The 25,674-nt window shown below is 53.9% G+C and carries 26 protein-coding genes; 19 read left to right on the top strand and 7 right to left on the bottom strand.

All coding sequences use genetic code 11. The features are described 5' to 3' along the window. Positions 1-132: 132 nt before the first annotated feature. The 7 genes from WC356_04355 to WC356_04325 form a co-directional block, all read right to left on the bottom strand. Complete coding sequence (locus tag WC356_04355; GenBank protein MFA5382375.1) at positions 133-375, bottom strand: hypothetical protein; 243 nt, start codon at positions 373-375, stop codon at positions 133-135. 194 nt (positions 376-569) lie between these two features. Further along, positions 570-776, bottom strand: coding sequence for a hypothetical protein (locus WC356_04350; protein MFA5382374.1), 207 nt, complete (start codon positions 774-776; stop codon positions 570-572). A 21-nt stretch (positions 777-797) separates the two neighbouring features. Continuing rightward, on the bottom strand, positions 798-1,271 hold the full coding sequence (locus tag WC356_04345) for a hypothetical protein (protein MFA5382373.1): 474 nt from the start codon (positions 1,269-1,271) through the stop codon (positions 798-800). 16 nt (positions 1,272-1,287) lie between these two features. Continuing rightward, entirely contained in the window at positions 1,288-1,416 is a 129-nt protein-coding gene (locus WC356_04340; GenBank protein MFA5382372.1) for a hypothetical protein, read from the bottom strand. Then, a complete protein-coding gene (locus WC356_04335; protein ID MFA5382371.1) occupies positions 1,416-1,787 on the bottom strand; it encodes a hypothetical protein in 372 nt (123 codons plus the stop codon). Before WC356_04335 ends, WC356_04340 begins: the two co-directional genes overlap by 1 nt. 11 nt (positions 1,788-1,798) lie before the next feature. Then, complete coding sequence (locus WC356_04330) at positions 1,799-2,074, bottom strand: hypothetical protein (protein ID MFA5382370.1); 276 nt, start codon at positions 2,072-2,074, stop codon at positions 1,799-1,801. A gap of 51 nt (positions 2,075-2,125) precedes the next feature. Then, positions 2,126-2,776: a hypothetical protein gene (locus tag WC356_04325; GenBank protein ID MFA5382369.1), complete on the bottom strand. Its 651-nt coding sequence runs from the start codon at positions 2,774-2,776 to the stop codon at positions 2,126-2,128. Positions 2,777-4,133: 1,357 nt separating this feature from the next. Between WC356_04325 and WC356_04320 the strand changes: the two genes are divergently transcribed. From WC356_04320 to WC356_04230, 19 genes are all read left to right on the top strand, one after another. Further along, positions 4,134-4,928 carry a hypothetical protein gene (locus WC356_04320; protein ID MFA5382368.1) on the top strand — a complete coding sequence of 265 codons (795 nt, stop codon included), beginning with the start codon at positions 4,134-4,136 and terminating at the stop codon, positions 4,926-4,928. A gap of 69 nt (positions 4,929-4,997) precedes the next feature. Continuing rightward, entirely contained in the window at positions 4,998-5,495 is a 498-nt protein-coding gene (locus tag WC356_04315; GenBank protein ID MFA5382367.1) for a hypothetical protein, read from the top strand. Further along, entirely contained in the window at positions 5,488-5,805 is a 318-nt protein-coding gene (locus tag WC356_04310) for a hypothetical protein (GenBank protein ID MFA5382366.1), read from the top strand. The genes WC356_04315 and WC356_04310 overlap by 8 nt, the downstream gene beginning before the upstream one ends. After that, positions 5,798-6,067, top strand: coding sequence for a hypothetical protein (locus WC356_04305; protein ID MFA5382365.1), 270 nt, complete (start codon positions 5,798-5,800; stop codon positions 6,065-6,067). Before WC356_04310 ends, WC356_04305 begins: the two co-directional genes overlap by 8 nt. Beyond that, positions 6,067-7,659 (top strand): hypothetical protein, encoded by a 1,593-nt coding sequence (locus WC356_04300; GenBank protein MFA5382364.1) that lies wholly within the window; start codon positions 6,067-6,069, stop codon positions 7,657-7,659. Before WC356_04305 ends, WC356_04300 begins: the two co-directional genes overlap by 1 nt. A 33-nt stretch (positions 7,660-7,692) precedes the next feature. Next, complete coding sequence (locus tag WC356_04295) at positions 7,693-8,307, top strand: Clp protease ClpP (GenBank protein MFA5382363.1); 615 nt, start codon at positions 7,693-7,695, stop codon at positions 8,305-8,307. Between the two features lie 178 nt (positions 8,308-8,485). Further along, positions 8,486-10,492: a hypothetical protein gene (locus tag WC356_04290; GenBank protein MFA5382362.1), complete on the top strand. Its 2,007-nt coding sequence runs from the start codon at positions 8,486-8,488 to the stop codon at positions 10,490-10,492. Beyond that, positions 10,489-10,869, top strand: a complete 381-nt coding sequence (locus WC356_04285) for a hypothetical protein (protein MFA5382361.1) — start codon at positions 10,489-10,491, stop codon at positions 10,867-10,869. Before WC356_04290 ends, WC356_04285 begins: the two co-directional genes overlap by 4 nt. Further along, positions 10,866-11,624 (top strand): hypothetical protein, encoded by a 759-nt coding sequence (locus tag WC356_04280; GenBank protein MFA5382360.1) that lies wholly within the window; start codon positions 10,866-10,868, stop codon positions 11,622-11,624. The genes WC356_04285 and WC356_04280 overlap by 4 nt, the downstream gene beginning before the upstream one ends. Before the next feature lie 12 nt (positions 11,625-11,636). Next, entirely contained in the window at positions 11,637-12,839 is a 1,203-nt protein-coding gene (locus WC356_04275) for a hypothetical protein (GenBank protein MFA5382359.1), read from the top strand. 15 nt (positions 12,840-12,854) lie between these two features. Then, positions 12,855-14,036, top strand: coding sequence for a hypothetical protein (locus tag WC356_04270; GenBank protein ID MFA5382358.1), 1,182 nt, complete (start codon positions 12,855-12,857; stop codon positions 14,034-14,036). A gap of 24 nt (positions 14,037-14,060) precedes the next feature. After that, a complete protein-coding gene (locus WC356_04265) occupies positions 14,061-14,873 on the top strand; it encodes a hypothetical protein (GenBank protein MFA5382357.1) in 813 nt (270 codons plus the stop codon). Between the two features lie 71 nt (positions 14,874-14,944). After that, positions 14,945-15,328, top strand: a complete 384-nt coding sequence (locus tag WC356_04260) for a hypothetical protein (GenBank protein ID MFA5382356.1) — start codon at positions 14,945-14,947, stop codon at positions 15,326-15,328. A 6-nt stretch (positions 15,329-15,334) separates the two neighbouring features. Beyond that, positions 15,335-16,009 carry a hypothetical protein gene (locus WC356_04255; GenBank protein MFA5382355.1) on the top strand — a complete coding sequence of 225 codons (675 nt, stop codon included), beginning with the start codon at positions 15,335-15,337 and terminating at the stop codon, positions 16,007-16,009. Continuing rightward, complete coding sequence (locus tag WC356_04250) at positions 16,003-16,689, top strand: hypothetical protein (protein MFA5382354.1); 687 nt, start codon at positions 16,003-16,005, stop codon at positions 16,687-16,689. The genes WC356_04255 and WC356_04250 overlap by 7 nt, the downstream gene beginning before the upstream one ends. Then, positions 16,686-19,391, top strand: a complete 2,706-nt coding sequence (locus WC356_04245) for a hypothetical protein (protein MFA5382353.1) — start codon at positions 16,686-16,688, stop codon at positions 19,389-19,391. The genes WC356_04250 and WC356_04245 overlap by 4 nt, the downstream gene beginning before the upstream one ends. A 388-nt stretch (positions 19,392-19,779) precedes the next feature. After that, complete coding sequence (locus WC356_04240) at positions 19,780-20,289, top strand: hypothetical protein (GenBank protein ID MFA5382352.1); 510 nt, start codon at positions 19,780-19,782, stop codon at positions 20,287-20,289. Positions 20,290-20,336: 47 nt separating this feature from the next. Then, positions 20,337-21,200 carry a hypothetical protein gene (locus WC356_04235; GenBank protein MFA5382351.1) on the top strand — a complete coding sequence of 288 codons (864 nt, stop codon included), beginning with the start codon at positions 20,337-20,339 and terminating at the stop codon, positions 21,198-21,200. A 3-nt stretch (positions 21,201-21,203) separates the two neighbouring features. After that, positions 21,204-25,535, top strand: coding sequence for a hypothetical protein (locus tag WC356_04230; GenBank protein ID MFA5382350.1), 4,332 nt, complete (start codon positions 21,204-21,206; stop codon positions 25,533-25,535). Positions 25,536-25,674 lie beyond the last annotated feature (139 nt).

The raw sequence follows: 25,674 nt of genomic DNA, 5'->3' as shown, positions 1-25,674 counted from the left end.
GCCGACCGTGACCGTGAAGGAAAACGGAACCGAACCTCCTCAAAAATAACGCCTGTGAAGCCCTGAGAGGGGCTATCTGAGGGGCAGGCTATTCCCGGCCTACCCCTTTGTTTTGGTCAAATCTGGCCTTTCCTAGGCGTTTTCAGGCCCATTTGCGCCTATATCTCGTGTTACAACCTCAATCAGACGGCCCGGCATAGCCTCCCGGAGCCTCCCGAGGGCGCTTTCATACGCCCAGGACACGCCCAGGCAGTATGCGACCGCCTTCCCGAAGCCTTTCTCTTTGGCAATCTCGGCGTCTTGTTTGAATCCGCGGACCTCACCGGCTAGGAAAGCCTCAAGGTCTCTCAATTTGTCGATACTCTGATTGGTCATTGCAAGCCTCCGCGTTATAGGTTCTGCTATCTGTATCGGCAGGGGCAGGGAAAAACTTGAGGATAAATTGGTATTCCACTTACATAAAAAACCCCGGCAACACCATTGTCACCGGGGCCACTCAACAGGAAACGGATTAAATGCCGGAACCGGGCGAGGTTTCCACCCCGGCCAGCCCGATCCCAGCGGTTTACTCACTCGGCCGGGGTTTCTTCGTGCTTTTCCGGCTTGGGGCTAGACATCTTGACCGCCCTCGATGCCGCCGCCACCAGCTTGATACGCGCCCACGTCGTCATCGTCATCCGGGCCATCTCTGCCGCCTTCAAGATCAAAGCCCTGTCCGCCGGGGTAAACTGGATGGACAAGGCGCTGACGATGCGGTTCTCTTTCAATCGTCCCATAAAAATATATCTCCTTTCGAGTTACTTGCAATACCGTTCGGATATTTCGTCAAAATCAAGCCCTCGGACAATATCCAACAAAAGAGGATAAAGGCCGTGTTGCCGCCATGCCTTTGCCCCCGGTAGTTTCCCGCCGAAATGACCGACGCATTTGTCCTCTGTCGGTTCAAGCATCTGGCATTGGGCCGGGCGTTTATCCGGTTTGAGACGGCAACCACGGGAACCGAGAAACACACACTCGCCGCCCCATGAGGCGTCAATCAATTCGCCCTTCCATTCTTTGTGGGACGGCCGAACAAAATAGATGCACGGTGATGCCTCCCAATAGTCGAGGCAGTATTTTTTCGACCGCAACATCTTGACCAGTTCGGCCGCTTGCTCCTGAATTGAGTCACCGGGGATTTGCTCCGGTAAAACAATACCAGCATACCCCTTACAACATGCACCGCCACAGGTCGTACACTTCTCCGTTGCCGGATAGTATTTTACCTTCATGCCTTGCCCTTTCGGTTTATGCCAACACAAAGACCACGATCAGCCAGGCGCAGGCTATCACAACCGCGCAACCGGCGATCACCAGCAAGGCGGCGCCGATCGTCTCAAACAACTGCCGCCACGTCGGGAATATGCCGCAGGTCATTATTCCCCCTCGACCCGCGACAACAGGGCGCGGGAATCAAATCCGACGGTTGCCGGATATTGGTTTAGAATAGCCACCCCTCGACGGTGGTAATCCGCTTGAACGTCGATACAGCATTCGGCAAGGGCCGCACGCATAGCCTCAAATCCTTCCGTCATGGTCTTAAATTGCTCTGCCAGTTCCGGCGCGGCGGCGATAAGGCGAGCGTTGGCGTACATTTCATCGGCATCCGGGCAAGCTGTCGCTATCGTTACCGATACTTCGTTGACTTCATCCCATGCCGTTATCATCGGATAATCGTCTCCAGTATTTTCATTCTGGAGATGTTCATCCATCAAAGTCCACGGCCCCGGCGTGTGCTTGGTTGTCATGGTCTTGCCTCCTATTGGTTCAGATCGGCCAGCTTGTACGTGCCGTCTTTGATTTTGCGCTCGGTTTCCTTTTTGGTCTCGCCCAAAAACAGGTTGCGATATTTCCCGGTGGTCTTGGAATAATCCCAGGACGTTTCGTCAAGATATACCTGTCGTTTGCCGTCCTCAAACACGACCTTAACGATGATCGTATCGTAGGACTGGAAAACGACCGTATCGCCATCGGTAATTACGAATTGATTGCGAACGGCGTTCCCCCTGTCGTTGGTCATGTTTTCAACTTTCATCGTAGACCTCTTTCATGTTAAATTTTCGGTTTCGGTTATCCATCGACCGGGTTAATCTCTATTCGCGGGCATTATCACGCCGTCGATCTTTTGGTTGGTATCCGTTTCCCCGGCTTGGAAATAGACAGCCGATTTTGGCCCGGTGAAATCAAAGTCGATGTATTGGCCGCCCGGCGCGGTGTACTGGGTCTTGCGGACAAATTCGATAAGCGGTTGCAGTACATCCAGACGCAAGCGGATGGAAAACTTAAACTCCGCGTCTTTTTGTTTGAGGATGGATTCAACCTGATCCCGACGCAAGGCTTCCTCAGCATCGGGCACTGGATATATGACCGGCGTGTCGAGGTCGGTAGCGAAAATGGTCGGCTTGCCGTTCACATTAACCAGTTCGGCGGCTTTCAGTATGGGCAGCGTCCGTTTGCGCTTGCGAAGTTGGGCGAGGGTCAGTTTGGCGACTGGCGTATTGATAAAAACGTCCTTGGTGATCGGCGTAGAATCGCCGTTGTTCATGGTCTTGTCGCCATACTTGATTTCAGGGTATTCGTCATCCTTATATGAAGACGGCGAAACGCGAAACATCATGGCTCCGTTTGACGCTACGGTCGTACCGTCAGACATAGCCAGCATACCGTTAATATACAGGCGCGTCTCATCATCGGACGCCGCCCGTATAACCTCAAAGTTTTCTTTGGTTAGGATCATTTCATTTCCCCTTGTTTGAGTGTCTATCCCTTACATCGGAAATATACCTATACTATATTATATAGTCAAGATAAATCTTTCAACAAGGTAAAGAATAATGCAGGGGTCAAGCCGTTGATATTCAATAGGATAGTATTTTGGCCGGTCTTTGGGCCTAAAATAATCGGTCAAAAAACAAGGTGTATGTATTTTTCGGCGTAACCTATTGAACCACAAGGGCAGTTTTGCACCTATCCTAAAAAAGTGAAGGCAGGCCAAAAAAAGACTTGCGTTTGTGGTTTGAGACGGGTAAACTCCCCAGCGTTATGTTGAACCAGGCCAACATAGGGACAGGAACCGAAAGAAAGCAAAATCAGGTTATTCGGAAAGACCGAGACCTTTTACGAACCCCCATACTGGCCTGGTTGGGGGTTTTTTATTGCCCGGAGTTATACTGATGCCATTCCGCAAGAGAATGCCCCGGACAAAAATCCTTCGCGCCAGAGAACTAAGAAAGAATCCAACTAAGGCTGAATCTATTGTCTGGGATACAGTTAAGGGTAAACAATGCGGAGTAAGAGTCCACAGGCAAACCCCCACGCTTGGCTATATCGCTGATTTTTGGGTTCCAAGACTCAAACTCATCATAGAAATCGACGGCTCTATCCATTCCAGCCAAGTAGGTTATGACCGGAATCGGGATTCAATAATGCAGAGTCACGGTCTGCGCGTTGCCCGGTTCAAGAACGAAGATATTTACCGGGATCGGACAATCGTATCCCGGTTTATTATTGATGCTCTTACAACTCCCTGAAACAACGGGACTGCCCTAATTCCATACGGCTACGGCTTGACGAAGCCGCTTCCCCTCTCCCCACTGATCGACGGCGCGCCCTCTGAGGGCAAGCAATGGAAGCATAGCCGATCCGAGAAAACAAATAAAGTGGTAGGTGCGCCATTGACCCCCAGAGGTTGTGCTCAGGACAAATGGATATGCCGGACAACGATCAAAAAATCGACCGGCGGCGGACTTGGCCGGATTCCAACTTTCCCGCAGTGTTAAACAACTCTTACTCCATTATAGCCAAGCATTTACACCGGAAGCAAACCCTTGAACCACCATCACCAGCTCGAACCACCAAACTACCGACTCTCAGCCCCAACATGGCCCGATCTCCCAAAGCCTCGACCCATACCAACTGGCCCCGGATAGTCCCCATATCCACTAAATCCCCCAATCTGTTCAGAAAATGGACACGCCACAGACCCCACAATCAACGATCAGGACAAGGGTAGACCAAAGATACGGCCAAAATCAGCCCCAAATCCCCACAAAATACCGCTTGACTCCAATTCAACTAAACCCTAATCTCCCAACATGGAACGGAAAAAGGTCAAACTCAAAACTGGAAGACCGAAGATCTTCAGCGATTCCCGCCACAAGGCAGCCATCAGACGAGGCGAAAAAGCTCTCAAAGATGCCGCTTCAACCAAAATCGTCAAGGCCGTCACTCGTGACTGTACTGCCGCTTCCCTTCACCTCATGGGATTCAATCAAACACAAGTAGCCGAACTCCTCAACGTCTCCCCTACCGCCGCCACAGCTCGGATCAATCGAGGTCTCAATTCCACCAACGTATTCGACCTACTGTCCACATCCGTGGTTCAGCTTCATCGGTCGGCGCCGAAGGCGGCACAGATTGTTGATCGGGTCTTGAGTTTGGACCCGATTGCGGACGATGGCAAGTCGTTTCGCTTCCCGGTAGCGTTTACAGCTTTGATCTTGCAAACAGCAAACTCCTGCTTACGCCTTACTATTGAACACCAACAGCGCAGGGTACAGGCAGCAGCAGGGGCGACAGCCACAGTGCAGGCGGCAGTAGCCGCAAGCATGGCAGTGCAGCAGGTCACGTACCAACAGCCCAACACAGATGAAGAACTCTTGGCCGTGATTAAGCGCCATCTTACCACTCTTTCACACCACGTTGAACGCATGACAGCAGCCAAAGCACTGCCTGAAGCCACATATACAGTTATCGACGATGACCATAGAGGCAGCCCCACTACCCCCTCCGCCCTGCCTGCCGACGATAATTCAGACGATCCGCCCGTACCGACCGAACCGATGGGGGACACCGACCCGGCCGCCGCTGAGAAGGGGGTACCTAAGTGACCCATATAGATTTTTTCCGGTATAGAGTTTTTTGAATGTAACCTTTTTGGTTAGATAGGAGGTATGATTATGGTAGACGAGGTGATTGTGAAGAGCTGTGGCACGTGCCGGTTTTTCAAGAAGGAGGGGTATCGGCCGGATGGATATTGTGTTGCTCGTCCGCCGTTTTTGGGTGTGACGAATTGGCCGGTGGTTTTGCCGAATCAGTGGTGTGGCGGATGGGAGGCGCGGATATTTGGTGGTGGTAAGGTAGAAGCTATTCCGAAACCTGCCGGGCCAAGGGTGACGTTCACTCCAAATCCACTGGAACCGTCAATACAGATTCCGGTAACGGCGGATGATTTGGATCAAATATGTGCCCTGAACGTTGAACAAAGGGCAAAGATCAAGGAGTTAGAGGCGGAGAACGCCCAGCTGAAGGATGAGTTGAGTGCGATGAAATTCAATCTTCGCATGGAGAACGGTGAGTTATGTACGGAAAACCGGAAATTACAGGTTGAGGTAGCCGGGCTGAAGGGGGATAATGAGGAAATGATGTATAGAATAAAGGAACTTGAAAATGGCTGACGAGACATATAACGATGAATTTATGGAGACGACGGTCGGCCCGATTGAGATTAAGTGGAAGATATATAGAAGTCCGGGATGCGAGGATGAGGATTTCACTATCTATCTTGAGGTATGTGATGAGGTTCACGACCGTCGATATGCTGATGTGGGAGGCATTTCCCCTACCGACAGGGACGACCCGGTAAAATTACAGGCGAAAAAAGACGCGATGCTTCTGAAGATAGCAGACGGGATCATTCGTGAGCGGGTTCTGATGGCGGATTTGAGGGCGTGGGCGGTCAAGCAGAAAGAGGGCAAAAATGGCTGACGAGGTGACGAATCGGGATTTATACCGTCGGATACAACTTTTGGAGAAGCAGAAGGACGGGTTGGAGAAGCGGATTGACGAGTTGCAGGTGCACCTGAACACGTTGGAGAAGGCGCACAACGGGATGGCGATGGGGGTGAAGTCGGATATTGTGGCGATATTGAAGGTATTGGAGGCTTCGGGGATAGACGTGAAGGCTATTCTGGCTGGCAAGGACAGGAAGAAGATTGTGGTGGTGCCGGGCGGGGTGAGGTTGAACTGATGGCTAACATCATCACGAAAGAGACGTTACGGAGTATCAACGACCAGGTGTATGCGGCTTGCTGCTCGAACCTGTGGACGTTTGCCGAGGCCGGTGAGATCAGGACGAAGGACGAGGAGCGGAAGATCATACGTCCTTTTCCGATCAATTTCAGGCATTTGCACGAGTTGAACCGGCTGATTGATGAGAACGACCGGGTGATTATCTGCAAGAGCCGGCGAATGCAGGTGTCGATGTTGCTTTTGTTGCGGATGTTGAGGTCGGCCTTTTTTGCCAATTCGGGATTGCCGGGGTCGGACCAGGTGTATGCGGGGGCGTACTCGGCGATTGACGAGCCGTTGATGTTCTACCAGATGGGTCGGATTCAGTTCATGTATAACTGCCTGCCGGACTGGATGCGGGCGAGGAATCCGATGGTGACGAACAAGGTGGATTTGAAGATATTCCAGAACGGGGGGTCGATACAGGGCTTTGCGATGAAGCAGGAGGGGGCGCAGGGGTTTGGCTTCTCGGAGTATGTTTTCGATGAAATGGCGTGGCAGAGGTACGCGGCGACGTGCTGGTGGGGGGTGGTGCCGACCATTGGGCGTGGTAAATTGATCGCGGCCTCGACGCCGAACGGGAAAGCGCGGGAAGGGAAGCTGTTTCACGAGGTTTGGGCGAACCCGGATAATGTGGAAGGATACAAGGGGTTTGCCCGCAAGAAGCTGATGTGGTATGACTGCCCGGAACACGACGAGGCATGGTTCAAGATGATCACCGCGGGGATGACCAAGACGCAGATCGGGGCGAAATACTGCTGTTCGTTCTCGTCGTATGACGGGGATTTGGTCTGGAATCGGTTCGACAGCCGGATTCACGTCAGCAAAGAGACGCTGTGGCCGATTCCTGGCCGGCCGATGCTGATCGGATGGGATTTTGGTGTCCGGAAACCGGCGATGACCTTGTGGCAGGTGGATGCCAACGGGGTCTGGCGGGGGTATCGGGAGATGATCGGCCGGAATGAGGAGTCCTTTGCAAAGTTTTGCAGAAAAGGGCTGGAAATCGCCAACGGACTGTATGAGCGGTCGAAATTCCCGGAAATTCACGGGATAGCGCCGGATGCCAAGGTCAGGTATCGGACCCGGAGTTTGAGCGGCGCCCGGATGGACATGGACGAGATTTCCCGGATATGGGACAGGCGACGGGTCGGCCGGGAACCGCTGTCGGAGTTTTTGGAGGGCGACACTTACCAGACCAGGATGCTGATGGGCTATCCCCATTGCGGGACAAGGGACAAGGAAACGCCCCGGATGAAGGTCGTCAGGAAGATGTGGTGGCTTAAAGATGGCGAACCGGGGATTATTCTTGATCCGAGCATGGAGAATTTCATCGACGGGTGCTCATCGGGGTACGTTTACGACAAAGAGAGCGAACAACCGCTGGAAAACGAGTACACAGACGCTCAGGATACGCTCCAAATGATCGCCTCGGCCTACGCAAGAGAGATATTGGGCGAACAACAGGACGACCCAGAGACCAGAAGGAGGGTCACAACGGGTGGTAGTCCGGGTTATCTACCGAACTACCGGCGGTGGGGCAATACTGGTTGATCGAATAACAAAATCTAAAAAAGAGAGGTCTCTATGGAAATGAAATGGTCGAATAAGGCAGTACCGGATGTGCCGACAAAATCTTCCGGTGAAATTCTGGTGCATGAACCGCGAATCTTGGAAACCATCGAAAACCGAATATATTTTTATTCGGAAATCGGCAGGCCGGAAACTCTGCAACTCGTCCGGGCGATCCGGCAGATGGATAACGACAACCTCGTTCGGAAACAAATCCGTGACGAACCGGCCCTAACCCCTATCTTTTTGCATATCAACAGTTACGGTGGGTCGGTATTCGCCGGGCTGTCGGCTATGGACAATATCATGGCTTGTCAGTCAAAGGTGATAACGGTCGTCGATGGTATCTGTGCCTCGGCCGCCACCTTCCTTTCCGTCGTCGGTAAGGAACGGTTGATAACTCGTCACTCCATGATGCTGATTCATCAGCTTTCGACGATGTTCTGGGGGAAATACAGCGAGTTCAAGGACGAAAAGGAGAATCTTGACCGGCTCATGGCAATAATCAAGTCGATCTATCTCCAGTTCACGAAAATCCCGCCGGAGGTATTGGACGGTATTCTCGAACACGACATTTTCTTCGATTCCGAGACCTGTCTGAACTACGGTATGGTTGACAGAATCATCTAAGCTCTGCAATTTCCTGCATACCGGGGCGAATTTCCCCATCTTTTTTGACCAACCGGGGAAATTCTCCCCACTTTTATATTGACTTCCAATAAAACATAGTCGTAATAGCCCCCCGTGTAAAGAATCTGGACAGTTTCGACTTTGAATTGTTCAGTTTCCGGACAGAAAGGGGTCTTTGGTGGCCATACGGACGTTCAGCGATGAAGAAAAGAAGGAAATAAAGGAACAGGCAACCCGATTCTGGGACGATTCCACCAATGAAATGAGGGAGTATTTCCTCAAGTTCAACGATTTCGAGCGCATGAGCCGGGGATTGCTCCCCGCCGGCCTCGAAGCCGTCATCGGAAAGTATAAAGACCGATCCAGCGTTGCCCCTGCCGACATTTACGTCAATATCGAGCAATCCCGCGCCGCCATCAACGACCTCGTGTTCGGTTCCAAGCCCTACGGCCATATCACCCGGCCCGGACAGCCCCGAAACCTCGACGAGATGGTCCAGACGGCCGAAATGGTACTCCAGCGGCAGAACGACCTCGGTAATGAGCCGACCTCGGCGGGCCGGTGCATCCATCAGGCGCTTGTCGGCGGTCTGGGGGCCTCGATAACCCGGTGGGTTGACCGAACGGTGAATGTGCCGGTACGGAAGGAACTTGGGGAATGGGATGGTGACGGTCGGTCGGCGAAACTTGAATCCCGGACGGTTCACAAATACGCCGATTCCCTGCCTTTGGATATACGCCACGTCCGGCTTGACCCAAACTGCGACCGTCTGGAAGATCGCCGAATCGTTGGGCGGCAATATCTTAGGCCGCTCCATGAACTGATTGCCCTGAACAACGTCCCCTGGCATTTCTATTCCTTCGATGCTGAAAAGCTCCGGCGCTCGTCTTTTGACCAGTTGAAGTATTACGAGTTCACCGGTGGAGAGCGGGATGCCCTGAAACAGCGCAAGGACAAAGACCAGCAATATGCCGACAAGTTGATTGCCGTCCGGGAACACCGGGGGCTTTTCCGAATAAAGACCGGCCCGGATTCGTGGGAAGTGAAAGACCTGATCGTGGACATCGGTAACGAGGACGAGATTCTTGGAATCAAGGAAAACGACCTGCCGATTGCCGGGTGGGATTTATACGATTTTGTGACCGTGGACAACCAGTTGGGCCGGAAATTCCCGATGGGGCTGATCGAGCCGGCCTTTGACATGTGGTTTTACCTCTTTTTGATCTTCAATCATATCATCGACCGGGAACAACGCGACATCTACGATATGTACGTGGCCGATAAACAGGCCGCCAATGAGTTGCCCGACTACATGCCCTTTGAGATGGGTAAGTTGATAAAGATTGATACGCAGGGACTCAACGGGGTCGCCGGGGCTATCGCGCCTCTACGCAAGGCGGCTTCATCGCAGGGGTCGTTTGAACTGGCCTCGATAATCAGCAAGATCATCCAGCAGATAATGAAACTGAATGATTACGTCCAGTCCGGGTCGCCCGACCGACGGGAAACGGCGACGGCGGTGGAAGCCCTCGTACAGGGTGGTCGGAGCCTGCTTTTGCACATGATCGAGCAACTCCGGGCCAGCTACTTTGAACCGGCTTGGCAGAAAAAGCTCCGACTGTGGAATTTCTTCCAGCAAGAGAACCGGGAGATTACGGGGTGGGACGGGCGGCAGGGGCAGTACATCGCCGGGTTATTCGACTCGATCTGGTTTGACGTGGAGGTCGATACCCGCGCCAATCAGGATAAGCCGACGATGGTACGGCGCCTGATCGAAATGTTCCCGATTCTGATGAACAATCCGGTGGTCGATCAGGAGCAACTGATTCGGACGGCGTGGAATGTGATTCAGTTGCCCGATAAAGACCGGGTGATCCGCAACAACGATATGCTGGAAATGGCGGCCCACAAGGAAAACATGGCTCTGATTAAGGGAATCCAGTTGCCCGTCCATCCGGCCGAGCCGCATACCCTCCATCTGGAAGTCCATCAGGTCGTCGCCAATACGCCGGTTGGGATGCAACATATCAAGGAACACCAAATGAATCTGCAACGGCAGACGGTTGGACTGGGGAACACGAAGGAAATGGGCGGGAACTCCGGCCAGCAAATCGGTTCGACTCTTCCCGCTATTCAAGGTCGAACGGGGCAGGGATACGGCCTGCCGGGAGCGGGTAGGCGATGATAGACAATCCATTCAAACGGGCCGTCAATTACGTCGAAAATAAATTACGTGGCCAATCCGAAGAAGAAAAGCGCCACGAAAACGAACTCCGGTTCAAGGTCGGGCGTGGCCGGCAGACGGCACAAGGCAAGGACAGCGAATTTTTCCATGAATGGATGGTGCCGTTTTCGGCTGAATATCAGGCCGAACTCCAAAAACAGTTGTACGACGGGGCGACCCCGGAGATCCGGGAAGAGGCCCGTGTCGGACTCAAGACTATTCACAACCTTATGGTTACGCGAATAGAAGCGGCGATAGAGGAAGGTCGAAAAGCCCAACTTGAACTCGACGCTATAATGAAAGAACACGAACCTAAAAAAGATGAGGCAGTCAGATGACCGATCAAGCAAACGGACAGGGCGGGAATCCCCCGGAAGGTCAGAACGGCCAAGTGGCCGAAGTGACCACCCCGGCGGAGGAAACCGTCACCCTGACGGCGGCGGAACTGGCCGACTACAAAGCGGCCAAAGCCGATATTGATGAGGCGAAACGAGTTTTGGCGGAAGTGGGGTACAACAACGTGGACGACATCACGGGCGGAATCAAGGTCTTGTCCCGGATCGCGGGCGAAAAGGTAGAGGCCGAAGCGACACAGGCGGCCGTAGACAACGCGACTGGCAAGACGCCCCCGGCACCCCCGAAACCGGCCGAACCCAAGCCCGACCCGGCAATCGCGGCGGCAACCGAAATGAGCGAGAGGGCTTTTGTTTCCGCCCAGTTCGCCCGATACGCCTATGGCGAGATTACCAAGCCGGAAGCCGAGCGCTCCGTTATCCCCGAAAAGGAACTGATGGACGCGGTGTATGGACCGGAACAACCCGTCATCGCCCACCTGATGCGGAGCGACAAAAAGGGTGAACGGTTCGGCGGGAACATCTTCAACGCCGCCGCCTATCTCATCAAGGTCACGAAAGGAACGACTGCCGCGTCTGCAAAGACGACACCGGCACCTCCCAACCCGGCCATCAAAGCGGCCGAGGCATCGGCCAGTGCCACCGCCGGGGCATCTGTCCCCGGTTCGACGACTGGCGAGGCGAAACCCGATTCGTGGGAGACTATTGTGCCGAGAACTCCCTATGAACCTGGAACTTAAAGGAACTTTGCAATGCCATATTACGATTCAGTAGGAATCAGGGCCGCAACCGCCCTCACAACTGGCGGAACCGGGAACGCATTTTCGACCAATGAGCAAGTTGTCGATATGCACCCGTCCCTGTTTCTGTCCTATCCGAGCGTCACACCCGTCCTCTCCGATCTTTCGAGACGCGCCGAGGGCGACACCCTCAAGCAGACCGTCAACCGTTGGGGCAAACACGAGCGCATCCAAGACCGTTTCGTGGTCGTGTCGGCGGGAACGGGAACCACGCTGGTTGTTCAATCCGGCGGTCCCCTCCTGATGGCTGGTCAGGTACTCAAAAATCCCCGGACGGGGGATTTTGCCACCGTCGATTCCCAGTCAATCACCAACTCCGTCACCGTTACCCGGTCGGCGCTCGGCAGTACCGCCGTTTCATGGGCGGCTGGTGATGTTCTCATTGCCGGGATGCCGAAATCGGCCGAAAATGAGGATGCAACGTACCGGACGGCGATGCTCAAATCGTCCGAAGGGTACAACTACACCTCGTTGTCCCGGTTCGGGTACGAACTGACCCTGACCGCCGACTGGACGCAGACCGTCTATGGCGGTGCCGGCGCCCTGCGGCAGAAGTACCAGAACGACACCTACTATGCCCTGCGGTGCTGGAACGAGAACGAGATTCTCTTTTCGGCCCGTTCGACCGGCGGGACGGCTCCGGCGACGCTGAACTATACCGGCGGGGTAGTGGATTACCTCTCCGGCGGAACGCTCTACAAGGACTTCAACGGGGTATTCAATGAGTCCGGTTTCCGCAAATTCATCGGCGACTACTGCGACCAGAACCCGGACATCACCGGGGCGTTGCAACTGTACACGTCCACCCACGTCGTCGAACTGGTTTCGATGTGGGACAAGGACAAAGTGCGGATTTCGCCGGAGTCCAAGGTTCACGGATTCGATACCTTCGAGTATCTCTGTCACGGCAAGCGCGTCACGTTGATCCCCATGCCGCTGATGACCGACCCGATCACCAAGGGGTACGGGTTCATCTTCGACATGGAGCGGTTCAAAATCCGGTTCGCGCCGGACGGCCGCCTGAAACTGATGCGTAACGTCAAAACCGCGCCGGAGAAAACGGAGAGGCTGTGCGACCTGTACCGGATGCAGTATTCGATTATGCTGGCGTCGGAGTCGAGACACGCGATGTTCGTTGGCGCAAACCTGTTGTAAGGAAGGAGGCCGGAGATGACCAAATGGACTGATAAGCACCCGGCCATCTACCTGACGCTGTTATTCGGCCTCGCTCTGGCCGTTGGTTTGGCCTTCGGTTCCGGTTCGCGGTCGATTCACGAGACCAAGGAAGTCATGGTCTATGTGAACGATGCTGCGGACACGGCGCAGGTGTATTTGTTTACACCCCTGTTTGCCCTTGATAGTTACGTCTATGCCTGTTCGATTTTGACGACAACTTCGCCGGTGGACAGTCAGGGGATTGTATATACGACTTGGGCGCAGAAGATGAAATTGTCGTTGAAAGTGACGACGATTGACACGACGCGGAACTACATCTGCTCCGTGGCTACGGCGACGACCAACTACGGCATCGTGTGGAATCCGCCGGAAACGGTATGGACTGCGGCTCGCGCCTATGACACTTTGGTGTATCTCATCAACAACAAGGCAGGTCTGAAGGATTCGGTTAAAGCCGAAGATTCGACGACCTACATCATGTTGAGGTCCAAGGTCAAACAGGTGCCGACAATGGGTGGTACTCGTTTCACCGTCTGGGGTGATGCGGATACGATGAGGTTCGACACGGCAAGTCATAATGCCTCAATTGCCGATATATGCGACGGTCTGGCGGCCGCAGGTAACGCGGTCACGGATTTGTTGGCACAATACACTATAGTCAGTGAGGATACAACGGTACGGATAACGGCTAAAAAGAAAGGACTTCCTTTTGTCTGGAAGAACCCTGCCGCCGGCATTGTCTGTCCAGTTGACACTTTGGATACTACCGTTGTTCAAGCGAACGTAGCGGGCAAGACCATAGCATACGACACCATCGACCTGATCCAGTTAATCACGGATGAAAGGCGAATTGGGGGTCTGTATGCCGACATTATCCTTCACAATACGACCGATACCGGCGACGGTGGGGGCGGCGCGTCCGATTCGGGATTCCTCTACCTCTTGACGGCTCGTGTCGTCGATACCGGAGTGATCTATACGGTATTCAAGGAGGATAGTTGTGAGGTCTTGCCCTGTACTCTGCACTACGCCCTGGCGTATGCGGCGGCGAACGACACCATTTTCAAACCGATTCTCTCGCTTATGTGGGGGGTTTCGGATACTGTGTCGGATACCACCCCCGGTTATCCGGCATACTACGACATCAGCATCGACATAACGGTGTTAGACCAATAACCGTGGCTAACATGGAGGAATATCATGTATAAAGGACAAGTCGAGGAAGCGCTGGCCAATGCGTTTCCCATTTCACACGTTATCGGGGATGAAACGTCCCCCGGTTTTGTCGTCCAGTACGTTCCCGAACTGGGGACGGGTGCGACGGCGGCAACGGCCGTATGGACTTCCACTACCGACATTACCTTCACAACCGGGGGAACGACTCCGGCGGATGAAGATGTTGTTGGCGAATCGGGCGTGGTGGCAACGGCCACCTATACCACGATGGGTGCGGTTCAGGATGCCATCAATGCCAGCCGATGTTTCCGGTGTTATCTCATCACCTGTCTGCGGGCGGACTTGAGTGCTTCGACCATCAAGCCCAAAGTGGCGACTTCGTGCATCGGGGCGCATGGAGTGACCTTCTACATCGACCAGACTCTTGCGCCGATCACCAGCATCTATGTCAGCGGATTCGCCATCTCCGGCGAATTTTTCACCAGCAACAAGGCGAGCGGTTGGCGGAAGGATTGGGACGCGCAGTGTATGAACGTCCTGACTTATCTGGCCTGTACCCAAGCCAACGCCACTGGCGCGACCCTCAATCTGTATGAGGGCAAGCAGGGCGAGACGGAAATCCTTCTGTGGTCGTCCTCTTTGGCGGACGCAACCTTGAAGGAAATCAACTCGTCTCTGTCGAAGGAAATTTCCGTGGCGTCTCGTCCGGGCTATCGGCTCATCGTTCGGCTCCATGCGGATACGAACGTCGTTGCCAGTCCGTTCAACGGAACCGGCAAGACTGCCGTGTTGACCGGCCAGTTCGGGGTCACGCGGAAGAATTACGGCGACGCCTAAGTCGCTGGATGTAACCACCAACCGGGGGGCCGGAGTGTACCCGGCCTCCCGTCTGAAAGGAATGATTTGTCATGGCAACACCTGAAAAAGATGTACCGAAAACCGAGTGGATATTCTGGTCGCCTGCGGCCACGATGGAAGTTGGCGGATTTGAACCCGAAGTCAAAGCCGACAGCGGGGCGATCAAGAAGCCGGATCGCGGGATTCAGTTTTACGACCATATCTGTGTCCTCAACGTCGAGCGGGACAAACAGGCCAAGAAAAAGGCCGAATACATCATGTCCTGCGGGTCTTTCGTGAACGGTCAGATTATCCTTTGCCCGACGATTGAAGCGGCCCAGACCCATACCGAAACGCATCTTGCTCATCGGGCCGGGATTGTCCGCCATAACACGGAATTATCCCAGGTAGAGGATAAATCCGAGGCCGCCAAACACGACATCGAGAAAGTGTAGTAACCCATGCTGATGACGCTGGAAGAGATTACCGAACAAATCCGGGATCAGCTTGACCCGGCGGAAAAGAAACAAAGTTCCCGGATCGGTCGGGCGATCAAACTGGCTCTGGATGAGATAACCCAGCGGTACAAAGCCATCGGGTTGTTGAAGTCCTATACCATTACGGTCGCCGCCGGGACGCGGGAATTGACCATCGCCGGAGAATCCGACGACATCGACGAGATATGGGCGATGAAATTTGGGACGGGGGATAGTCAGGAACCTCTGGATTATGTTCCCCCGGCCCGGTTCATCGACGAGTACGATAACCCGTCGGCATCGGCCGGAGTGCCCGATTACTACACGATTCTGGCCTCTGACGATGGCCGGCCGATGGTCAAGTTCAACTGTCCGACCCTTTCGGCGGATAGTCTGCTGGTCTATTACCAGTCGATTCTGACTCCGAACCGGGTGGAGCGGGTGAAGTCTGCCAGTGTCCTTGTTTATATGTCGCTGGCCCATTTCTGGGGGGCGATAACGGAGAAGGGTGCGGCAGCAAATGCCAAGGCGCTGGAACTGATTTCGCCGAGTTCGGCGGCGAATCAGAACCTTCACAAGGCGGCCAGCGAGTTCGGGATGAGCAAACATGACCGGGACGCCCAAGATTGGGCGGTTTCCCAGAGGAACAACCGATGCTGAAACGACTGATATTCGCGGTCGGTCTGGCCGTCCTGCTGGTCGGGCCGGTCTGGGCCGGGACGGACATCAACACGGCCGGTCAGTTTATGGCCCGGCTTCGGCTCAAGACGAATATCTATGACACGGTTCTGGCGCCGGACTCGGTTTTGCTCCGGCTGACGCAGGAGGCGTGTCTGACGGTCTCGACCGAAGTGGGGGGGTATCAGAAGACCTTCCGGGTCAATACGGTGGCAGGGCAAGCCTTCTATGCGCTTCAGGACAGTCTTGTGGAGGTCATCTCGGCCGTTGTCCTTTCGGGCGGGAATACGAAGTCGATAAAGGCGTTTTATCCGCAGTTTTGGGAGGATGCGGGGAATACGATTGAGCTTGGTGGAGAGTCGGGGGAAACTCCGGGCGGGTACATCGTCTGGAATGACAGCGTGCAGTTGCTCCCGGCCCCGATTCAGGTGGACAGCATCTATTTCAAGTGCTTCTATGAGCATCCCCTGATCGACAGTTCGGCCGATTCGGTTTACCTGAAGGCCGCCTATACGTTGCTGGCAGTTATCTACGGCCAACATCTTGTCTATGAGTTTGCCAAGGATTACGAACAATCGGACAAACTCCTTACCAAGTATGAGGAAAAGGCGAAGAAGTTGGTGGCGAAATACACTCCAAAGTTTGATGTGGCTAAACAATGACCAGTCGTAAGGCCGTCATATTCACTATCCTGCTTTTCGGGACGATCTTCGCGGCGGCGGGGATATTCGAGAAGGTTCTGATCCCATCGCCAGGTGCCAAGGGGATGAACTCCCAGTCGGATTTCGACAATCTGGACGCGGCGATGTCCCGGTACGCGGAAAATGTCGATATTTCCAGCCATTCGGGGCTGATTATGCCTCGCCGGGGTATGGTTCACCAGTCGGATACGGACAAGGACGTGGCCGGGGCGACGGGGTACTACGATCAGGATTTGCGAAAGAAGGTCATCGCCGGGGTCATCAAATTTACCGACTCTATTTATACCTGTTCCACCGGGACATTTAATTCCGGTTCGCCCGATTCGATTACATTTGCGGCAGCAAAGAAATGGAAATGGAACTCCGACACCCTTGTCGGCTTGCTCCGGCTGACAGATACCTTTGGGACGGTTATTAAGGCGACCATCCCGAACGATTTGGCAACCCAAAAGCGGCAGATCGTCAACTGGAACGACTACCACGATTTCGTCCGCTTTCAGGATATGCTGATTCATGCCGACGGATCGGGGTTGCCCTCGGTGTTGTCCCTGAAACAGTTGGATGATGCCGCCGATCCCGATACGACCAAGTATAGTCCCCGGTGGATTGATCTCTCTCCCGCTCGTCCGGGCGAACCGCGTGTCCGGGTGTACGATGCCAATACGACCACGAAACTGAGCGGGACGTATGAGTATGCCTATGCCTTCACCGAACCAGTAGCCGTCTATCATGCTAATAATATGGCAAACACGATTGCCGATACTGGTTATCATTCCATCGTCGTTTCCCCACAAAAGCAAATTGTTGCGATTGATGGATTTTTGGGTGCCCCCTACGTATTGGGTGACAGTTCCTGTATGTCAAAATCGAAACGAGCATCGTTGATTCGTCTTTTCCGGCACAAGATTGATGCCAACCAAGGAAAGTTGAGCGACAGTTCCCTAACTCTCGCCTCGAATTGGAAACTGGTCAAGACATTCTGGAAAGGCTTAGACGATCAACCGATGGTGATTGATAGTGGACAGAATCCCGGTGACAGTACAATAGCGGATTTCCCATTCTACCGGGGGGCTGGATATGGATGGATGGCTGCAAATCGTAAGGATACGGCCGAGACTTTGGCGATTCATTATGAATACCCGGAAGCAGCAGGGAACGTCTATCCGGGTTGGTCTTGGTATGATCCGATCACTGAGATTGAATCTCCAATTACGGCACGGGGCAGAGCAAACGAAATCGTTGACTCCGTGGATGGTCCCCTATGGTATGGGTGGTATTATTCTCTGCCTTATCTGTCACGGGCGCAATGTCCGACCGATTTTGTGAGAATTTACCGGAGTGTCCATAACCCCGACCTGACTGGGGCCGATGATGGAACGGTCTTCTATTGTGAGTTGCAAATTCCGGTCGATCTGGCTCTGAACAAATGGGAGGGGTCAGTTTTCTTCATGGGTGAAGTCCCTGATTCGATGTACGCCAACGGACCGATTGCGTTTTCGGCTCTTTCACAGGCATACCGGGCGGTAGGACAAAGCGATTCATTCCTCTGTGGAACGGCATCGCCCTACACCTATGACCATGAAGTCGATAACGGCGGGGAAGTCCTTGTCCGACCGATACTGGTTGCGCCCAACCGGATTCCCTTCACCGACATGGAGTATTCGGGTTCGCGGTTGTGGGGTATCGGCGACCCGCTCTACCCGCAACGCCTGTACTATTCGGGCATCGACGACATAAACGACTGGTCGGCCGCCTACTATCTGTCGATGGATGAAAACGACAATGACGAACTGGTCGCCGTCGAAAAACTTGAAATATCATCTGGCGACCTGCTTCTGGCATGGAAGCATAACAGTATCTTTGCCATCACCGGGACAGACCCGGAGTATGACCTGTCCGTAACCCGGTTGACCTCGGAGTACGGAGCGCGTGATCGCTGGTCGGTCATCAAGGCCGGTGACATGATATTCTTTATGACCAGCGATGAAAAGATTTACGCAATGACCGGGGATGAACCGAAGTACCTGTCGGCCCCGATTCAGGACCTTCTCGACTCCACCTTCACCGGAGACGTGCGGACGTACGCCCTCAAGGATAAGGTCAATTTCTATTCCAAGGCCAAAGAGCTGGCCGTCTCGTTTTCCCTGACGACCGGGACGTGGAGTGTTGAAACCTATACCGTTGATCTGAAACCGGAGGGGTCTTTCCGGTACGACACCATCCAAGGCAAGGCCGGGTTCGATGACAACTCGTGGTGGGTCTATGAGAACGACGCGATCCGGTCATTTTTCTGGTGTGAATACGACAGTCTGACTGATTCGGGGATTGCCCCGTTTTCGGTCGGGCATGGCAATGTCTTCGATTTTGAGTATCAGACTCCGTTTGTCGGCGACGGTGAGTGGGTTGTCCGGGCGGTCGGGGCGAAACTGACCTGTTCCGGGGTGGCGACCAAGTGGGTAGTCGCCGACGTGTACGATCAGGATAACGTGAAAATCGCAACCGATTCCTTTTCCTTCGGTAGTGGACAGGATTGGGCGGAACAATACTTCTGGTTTCCGCCCAATTCCAGTCGGTATTTTTCGGTTCGGTTGCATGGAAGGTTTACGGCGATAAACAATGTGGAAATGTACTGGACAAGGCTTGGGCGGGCGCCGGCTCGTTAGTCGGGCGGTGATAATAGCCATTTTGATGGTCGCCGGGGCTTACATCTTTGCCCAGGTCCCCATTAACTCTGCCGGTGCCCCCCATGCGAAACGGCAGGGCCGGACGCAGGAGCCGAAAGAGATTGTGGACACTCTGCGGCTGTCGGCGGGAGAGGCGAGACTGGTCTTGAAGGCCAAGTTTTCGGATACGGCGAAGCGGACGAAACCGACCAGTCACGGGAATTTCTATGCGTTTGTGACGCCGATTTTGAGCGATACCGGGGCATCGGTTTATTACTACGGCACCCGGTTGTCAACGAATTGTGAGACATTGGTGGTGAAAAGTTCATCGGTCACGGATTCGGGCTTGGTCTCGATTCGGGCCTTTTTTAAGTAGGAGGGCGGTATCATGGCCGTCGTGGGTGATAACAGTCAGGCGAGTACGGCATACGATTTTCGGTTTCACGATCCGGGGAAATGGTCGAACCCGATGGATTTGTTGCAGGACGTGGGTGGTCAGCTCGGCCCGGCCTATAATACTATGGCGAAGTACGGGTTGTACAGTCCCGACGAAATCAATAAGATTTCGCTAAACAACGACCAGTACATGCTGATGAAGCGGAGACTGATGGCACGAGCAATGAAGGGTCGATTGGCCCGGACGTTGGGAGCGCGGGCGGGCGGTGCCAGTGAAACGATGTTTGCCAATCAGGTCTTGGCCCCGGAGTACGCGAACGCGGCTGAACGTCGGTCGAGTCTTCTGGAAAAGTCCATCGGCCAGGGTCGGCAGATGGGGGTATCGGGTATGCAGGACTTGATGAGCTTGTACGCCGGGTACATGAAACAGGGCGAGGGGAACGACACGGGTTGGATGGATTTCCTTGGCCCGGCGGCAAGTATAGCGTCGTCAATTTTGTGAGGTGAGCCATGCCTTTAGGATTACCGATTGATTTGAGGGGTCTGCAAATGCCGACCGATGAGTCGTTCTGGCTTAATCAGATTGCCAGACTGTCCCAACCGGATGATTTCGGGGCGCAAGGCATTGCCGATCAGCGACAGGGACTTCTCCGTCAGCAGGTCGCCGACGAGGAAAAGGCGATGGGGGAATACAACCAGCCGGTGCGGGGTTGGGAGAAGTGGCAGAATCCGATTATTGGCGGACTGACGGCTATCGCGGCCATCCACGACCTGACATCGGGGAACCGTTCTCTGCGTCGGGGTGCACCTGGCAAGGTCGCCCAAGTCGTGCAGACAATGACGGTGGCGGATAAACAGCGGCAGGCCAAGCGAAAGGAAAAACTGGCTCTGGCTCTGGAACAAATCGCTGGCCGGGTTAAGATGGCCGACACGAATTACGACCTCGGCATGGACGTGGCGAAGATGCGACAGGAGGGCCGGAAGACGGCTTTGACGGGTGCCAACTACGGTCTCGGCGGTCTGATGGAGGGCAAGCGGGTTCAGGCGGAGAACAAACGGACGGATGCGGCGGCACAAAAGATCAAGCCGGAAGAAATCGAAATGGCTCGCGCCCGGAACCTGTTTGACAATTTCTATGACAAGCTCATCGGTTCCGGTCAGCCGTTGTCCTATATCTACGACCGTTTTAACCGGATTCACCCCCGTGAGTACAACTATCTGGTGAGTGCCGGTGAAATTCCTGAAATGCAGGATTCGGGGTCTGTTGCACAAGAACTCTACATGAACGCTTTGGAGGCTGCCAGGAAACAACTGCCGAATGGGACGGCGGAACAAATTCAGACGGCGGCAGAGGACAATGCCAAAAATACCTTTGAGTTCATTTCCAATTTCAGGAACATAGGAAAGTTTTAGGTTATGGCAAAAGGCCGGACAGAGGGAACCGTAAATTGGGATGAGGTCGGCCAAATCCTGAACGGGGCCATTGCCGCCCAAAAAGCCAAGTACGAAGTCCCGGAGATTGACGAGGAAGGCCGATATACCGGGCAGATGTGGGACAGCCGCGTCACCGATCCGAACCAGCCCGACCCGGAAGTCATGCGGCAGTACATGGCGAACCTCGAAGCCAAGTACCCCGGCAAGTTCAAGCTGTCCGCCGGGTACAATTTCTATGGTGAGGAGGACGAGGGGCTTTCGACCCTGAACCGAGTTGGGATAAGCGCGGCGGCGGCAGGGGATGCAGCTGTCAATACCGGAAAAAGATTATTGAATATGTTCGCTCAATCCGGTACGGCTGACAAATTTCTCAATCAACCCGACCAGAAAAGTGAACCGCCGTTTGATACATCGCCGACCCTAGCCGAAACCATGAACGACCTCCTGCGGGCCTCTGGGAGCATGGGTCAGAACGTCGGGGCCGGTATCATGGGTATGTGGCCTTATCTTGTCCCTGTGGCCGGCCAAGCCCTATTTGCGGCCGACGTAGCGACCCAACCCGGTCAGATACCGGAAATGGTGGGCCAAATCGGGGGCAGTATCAAGACCCTGTGGGATGCCGGTCTGATCCCCGGAAATCCGAACGCTTTTACTCCGACCCCGGAAAGAGAGGCCGCGCTGGAAGAACTCCGGCAGAGGCCGATTGAAACGCTGGTGAACGCCGGATTGCCGGTGGCGATTGCGACGGGTATCGGTTCAAAAATCAAGGGCGGAAAATCTCCGAGGGTGGCACTTCGAGAATATCTTGAACCGGAAATTATAGAAAAGCCGGTAAAACCGTCTGGACCTCTACTCTTGCCCGCGCCGGAAGGATATACGGCGGGTGAATATCCGGGCGTTTTTGTCAAAGACCCAGCTGGCCGGATAATTGAAGTCCCGGCGACAAAGGTGAAGGGTGAGGCCGGGCATTACGTTTTCAACCCCAGTACGGTTCAGGATTGGCTTACTCTGAAACAGAGGGCGAAGTCGGGCGAATTGTTGACTCAGATGGAAAAGGGAAAACTGTTCGCCTATGAATTGCGGTTCGACAAGGAATGGAAATCTATATGGGGCAACGAGGTAAATAAACTTGCCTTGTCAATGGAGGTGAAGGGAAAGGTCGCTTCTAAAAAGGCATTGAAACAAAGAATAGTTGAGGAGCAGGAACCTATCCCCATCTCTGAATCGGCCGTCTATGTCAAGACCTCCAAACGAAGTGGTCGGCCAATATTCACCATGCGGCCGATTCCCGAAGGGGCGACTCCCGCACAGGCAATGGCCCATTACCGGGAAGCCCTGAAAATCGCCAAAGACGGCGGCGGTCGGCTCTATTTCGGGCCGGGGTTTGAGGGAACGCAACTGTTTGCCGATCTCAACGGGAAAGGACTGGTCAGCGCCAAAAGTACAAAAGAGGGCGGGTACTATGCCCTCGACCCGGAAGCCAGAGTCCGGGCGACCTTGAAGGCGAAAAAACAGGCCGAGAAAGAGGCCGTTTCACGTGAAACACTGAGAAAGGCGGTACAAGATGTCTCCGCTCAAAAAGGGAAAGTCGAAGTCCGTGGTGGAGAAGAACATCTCCGAGATAATGCACTCGTTCAAGAAGAAGGGGTCAATCGGAACGTCCCACCCGAAGTCGAACAAGGCCGCACAGAAACAGGCGGTGGCGATCTCTTTGCAGAAGGCGGGAAAGTCCCGACGGAAGAAATAGCTCCCGCCGTCGAGCAACCCAAAATCCTCAAGACCCTCGACAAGATGGAGGCCGCCGCCAAGAAACGCCTCGAAGATCGGGCCAAAAAGATGGGGACAACCCTGTCGGCGAACCCCCTGCCAGAATTAACCGGGGCATTGGGCGACATGGCGGTCATCGGGGCAGCCAAGATTGCCAGGGGAACGGTAGAATTTGCCAAGTGGTCGGCGGAGATGGTGGCCGAATTTGGAGAGAAAATCAGGCCGGAACTGCAACGACTCTACAACCATGCCATACTCATTTCCAAGGCCGCGGCGAAAGAGGACGTGAAGGCGAATCTGACCCGGAAAGCGGCGGTAGGCAAGGGTCCCGCCATTGACATTACTCTCAGTTCAAAGGGCAAGGTTGAGATTGGTGGTGATATTTCTCAGGTCAAAGATATTGGCCCATCGACCGCATACACCCGTGACAATTTCCGCAATATGGAACGTGCCTTTGGTGAAAAGGCTGATGACGTTATAGTCAAACCGTTGCTCGAAGCCAAGAATAACACGATTGATTTTCAACTGGAAAACCTTGCTGAATATAATCGGACAGTTGAAAAGGGTCTTGGGATCAAACCTCATACTCCGGCAGACCGGGCGGTCATGGCCCTTGGTGAAGGTCAGTTGACGGTCGCAGATGTGGTCAAACAATTTGGTCAGGCGAAGGCAGACCAGATAGTTGCTGCCGAAAAGTGGTATCGTCAGAAATACGATTTATTTCTGGATCAGGCCAATGCGGTCGCGGAGAAGATATATCCCGGACAATCCGACAAGCAGATACCCAAACGCAAAGACTACTTTCGCCACTATAAAGAATTGGGCGGGGTACGGGACATTATTGCGAATTTCGAGAATCCTGCCGACGTTCCGACAGGGATGAGTCGGGCTGGTGACTTTATGAAACCAAAGAGTAAGACTCTGGGTTTCATGCGCCGGAGACTTGGATCAAAGAGTGGGGAATCGGCAGCCGCCGGCTACGCCAACTACATCCAGGGCGTTTCCTACGCCATACATATTAACCCGATGGTTGCCCGTCTACGGTCTTTCGCTGATGCCTTGACCAAAGCGACGGAGAAATCGGGGAATCTCAATAGAACGACCTTGGCGGTTAATCGTTGGGCCGATAATCTGTCGGGAATGATAAACCCGATAGATAAACCATTCATCGAATTGGGTGGCGAACGGGCGATGAATTTTGCCAATTCGGTCGGCGGCCGGATGCGGTCGAACGCGATTCTTGGCAATGTGTCCGCTCTTGTCGGTCAGTTGGGAAACATTCCTAATGCCATCGGTAAGGCCGGACCGCGCAATTCCGTATTGGGATTAAAGGATGCCGTTGCGTCTGTCTTCCTAAAAAACAAGGCAATCGAACAGTCAGCGTTTCTAAAAGAACGATATAGCAACACCGCCTTTAATAAATTTGAATTGAGTTGGGTTGGGGAGAAGACTCATCTCTATACCCGTCCCTATTCCAAACAGACGGCGGTATGGCTGATGAACACCGTCAACAGGTGCGCTGACTATTTCACATGGAGTTCGATGTATCGGAAAGCCATCAATGAACGGGTATCAAATCCGATTATGATGGCCGACAAATGGACGCGGGAAATGGTAGCCGGACGAGGGATCGGAGAAATCCCGATTGTCATGCAGTCGAGGGTCTTGCGTTTGATTGCCCCGTTCCAGGTCGAAGTTGGAAACGCGGCTTGGGTTTTGCGAGATATGGTTGGAAACAAACAGGTCGGTGCCTTAATCACTTTTGCCGTTGCGTCGTATATTTTCAATGAGTTTGCCCGGAACATTCGGGGTAGTCAGGTATCGTTTGACCCGGTAAACGCGGTCAAGGATGCGGTGACAATAGCGTCCGATCCTGATATTCCGACAGAAAAGAAGTTGTACCAGGTTCCCGGTAGAATCGCCGGCGAGGTATTCTCCAACCTTCCCTTCGGTCAATCTATATCCTCGAACATTATGACCGATGATATGAGAAAGAAATTCTTTGGCTCCCAAGACCCGTCTCGGTTTGGCACCGGCGCCTTCATAACTCAGGGATTGCAGAAACCGCTGACAACGATAGTTCCCCCGTTTGGTGGAAAACAGATAGAAAAAACGGTCGGTGGGATTCGGGCCGCCAACGAAAAAGAGGTCAAAAGCAAGGCTGGAAATACTCTTTTCCAAACAGGGGGAACGGTTGAGAGTCAAGTACGAAATGTCATATTCGGAAGATGGAGCACCCCGGAGGCGCGGAAGTATTTTGATGGGTCGAAGGATTCGGATGCCCAAGTTGTCGCAAGGGAAAAACAGAGGGTTGCCGATTCGATTGCCGTCGCCAATCCATCTTTGGCGTTGAAAAAGGCCGTTCAGAAGGAATTGGAACGGCTGAAAACCAAAGAGAAGAATGCGGCCAAACTCAAGAAAGAGGCCGATGCGATCAGGGCGCGGCAATCAGGGACTACCGCCGCACCATCGACCAAGAAGGATTCCCGGCAGACCGAGGCGTTGCGGAAACGGATTCAGGAAATGCAGAGTGGGGCGAGACCATAATGACAGAGAGAGATAGACAACCAGGCTGGAGGGCCGCAACATGGGGAGCAAGCGGATGACGGTATCGAACGAACTGCAAATGAACGGTATCCGGGTGAAGCTCGCGTGGGTCAAATGGGTTATTGAGATAGCCATTCTG

Source organism: Candidatus Micrarchaeia archaeon (assembly GCA_041653315.1).
Taxonomy (GTDB): Archaea; Micrarchaeota; Micrarchaeia; order Anstonellales; family JAHKLY01; genus JAHKLY01.
This window is presented reverse-complemented; position numbering and strand designations above follow the sequence as displayed.

What these genes read in the sequence shown, in the direction of transcription:
- WC356_04270 (MFA5382358.1), top strand. Translation starts at nt 12,855, where the DNA reads ATGACCAAATGGACTGATAAGCACCCGGCCATCTACCTGACGCTGTTA.
- WC356_04235 (MFA5382351.1), top strand. Translation starts at nt 20,337, where the DNA reads ATGCCGACCGATGAGTCGTTCTGGCTTAATCAGATTGCCAGACTGTCC.
- WC356_04300 (MFA5382364.1), top strand. Translation starts at nt 6,067, where the DNA reads ATGGCTAACATCATCACGAAAGAGACGTTACGGAGTATCAACGACCAG.
- WC356_04295 (MFA5382363.1), top strand. Translation starts at nt 7,693, where the DNA reads ATGGAAATGAAATGGTCGAATAAGGCAGTACCGGATGTGCCGACAAAA.
- WC356_04350 (MFA5382374.1), bottom strand. Translation starts at nt 776, where the DNA reads ATGGGACGATTGAAAGAGAACCGCATCGTCAGCGCCTTGTCCATCCAG.
- WC356_04255 (MFA5382355.1), top strand. Translation starts at nt 15,335, where the DNA reads ATGCTGATGACGCTGGAAGAGATTACCGAACAAATCCGGGATCAGCTT.
- WC356_04345 (MFA5382373.1), bottom strand. Translation starts at nt 1,271, where the DNA reads ATGAAGGTAAAATACTATCCGGCAACGGAGAAGTGTACGACCTGTGGC.
- WC356_04280 (MFA5382360.1), top strand. Translation starts at nt 10,866, where the DNA reads ATGACCGATCAAGCAAACGGACAGGGCGGGAATCCCCCGGAAGGTCAG.
- WC356_04340 (MFA5382372.1), bottom strand. Translation starts at nt 1,416, where the DNA reads ATGACCTGCGGCATATTCCCGACGTGGCGGCAGTTGTTTGAGACGATC.
- WC356_04335 (MFA5382371.1), bottom strand. Translation starts at nt 1,787, where the DNA reads ATGACAACCAAGCACACGCCGGGGCCGTGGACTTTGATGGATGAACAT.
- WC356_04355 (MFA5382375.1), bottom strand. Translation starts at nt 375, where the DNA reads ATGACCAATCAGAGTATCGACAAATTGAGAGACCTTGAGGCTTTCCTA.
- WC356_04245 (MFA5382353.1), top strand. Translation starts at nt 16,686, where the DNA reads ATGACCAGTCGTAAGGCCGTCATATTCACTATCCTGCTTTTCGGGACG.
- WC356_04305 (MFA5382365.1), top strand. Translation starts at nt 5,798, where the DNA reads ATGGCTGACGAGGTGACGAATCGGGATTTATACCGTCGGATACAACTT.
- WC356_04320 (MFA5382368.1), top strand. Translation starts at nt 4,134, where the DNA reads ATGGAACGGAAAAAGGTCAAACTCAAAACTGGAAGACCGAAGATCTTC.
- WC356_04275 (MFA5382359.1), top strand. Translation starts at nt 11,637, where the DNA reads ATGCCATATTACGATTCAGTAGGAATCAGGGCCGCAACCGCCCTCACA.
- WC356_04285 (MFA5382361.1), top strand. Translation starts at nt 10,489, where the DNA reads ATGATAGACAATCCATTCAAACGGGCCGTCAATTACGTCGAAAATAAA.
- WC356_04240 (MFA5382352.1), top strand. Translation starts at nt 19,780, where the DNA reads ATGGCCGTCGTGGGTGATAACAGTCAGGCGAGTACGGCATACGATTTT.
- WC356_04310 (MFA5382366.1), top strand. Translation starts at nt 5,488, where the DNA reads ATGGCTGACGAGACATATAACGATGAATTTATGGAGACGACGGTCGGC.
- WC356_04260 (MFA5382356.1), top strand. Translation starts at nt 14,945, where the DNA reads ATGGCAACACCTGAAAAAGATGTACCGAAAACCGAGTGGATATTCTGG.
- WC356_04265 (MFA5382357.1), top strand. Translation starts at nt 14,061, where the DNA reads ATGTATAAAGGACAAGTCGAGGAAGCGCTGGCCAATGCGTTTCCCATT.
- WC356_04230 (MFA5382350.1), top strand. Translation starts at nt 21,204, where the DNA reads ATGGCAAAAGGCCGGACAGAGGGAACCGTAAATTGGGATGAGGTCGGC.
- WC356_04250 (MFA5382354.1), top strand. Translation starts at nt 16,003, where the DNA reads ATGCTGAAACGACTGATATTCGCGGTCGGTCTGGCCGTCCTGCTGGTC.
- WC356_04325 (MFA5382369.1), bottom strand. Translation starts at nt 2,776, where the DNA reads ATGATCCTAACCAAAGAAAACTTTGAGGTTATACGGGCGGCGTCCGAT.
- WC356_04315 (MFA5382367.1), top strand. Translation starts at nt 4,998, where the DNA reads ATGGTAGACGAGGTGATTGTGAAGAGCTGTGGCACGTGCCGGTTTTTC.
- WC356_04330 (MFA5382370.1), bottom strand. Translation starts at nt 2,074, where the DNA reads ATGAAAGTTGAAAACATGACCAACGACAGGGGGAACGCCGTTCGCAAT.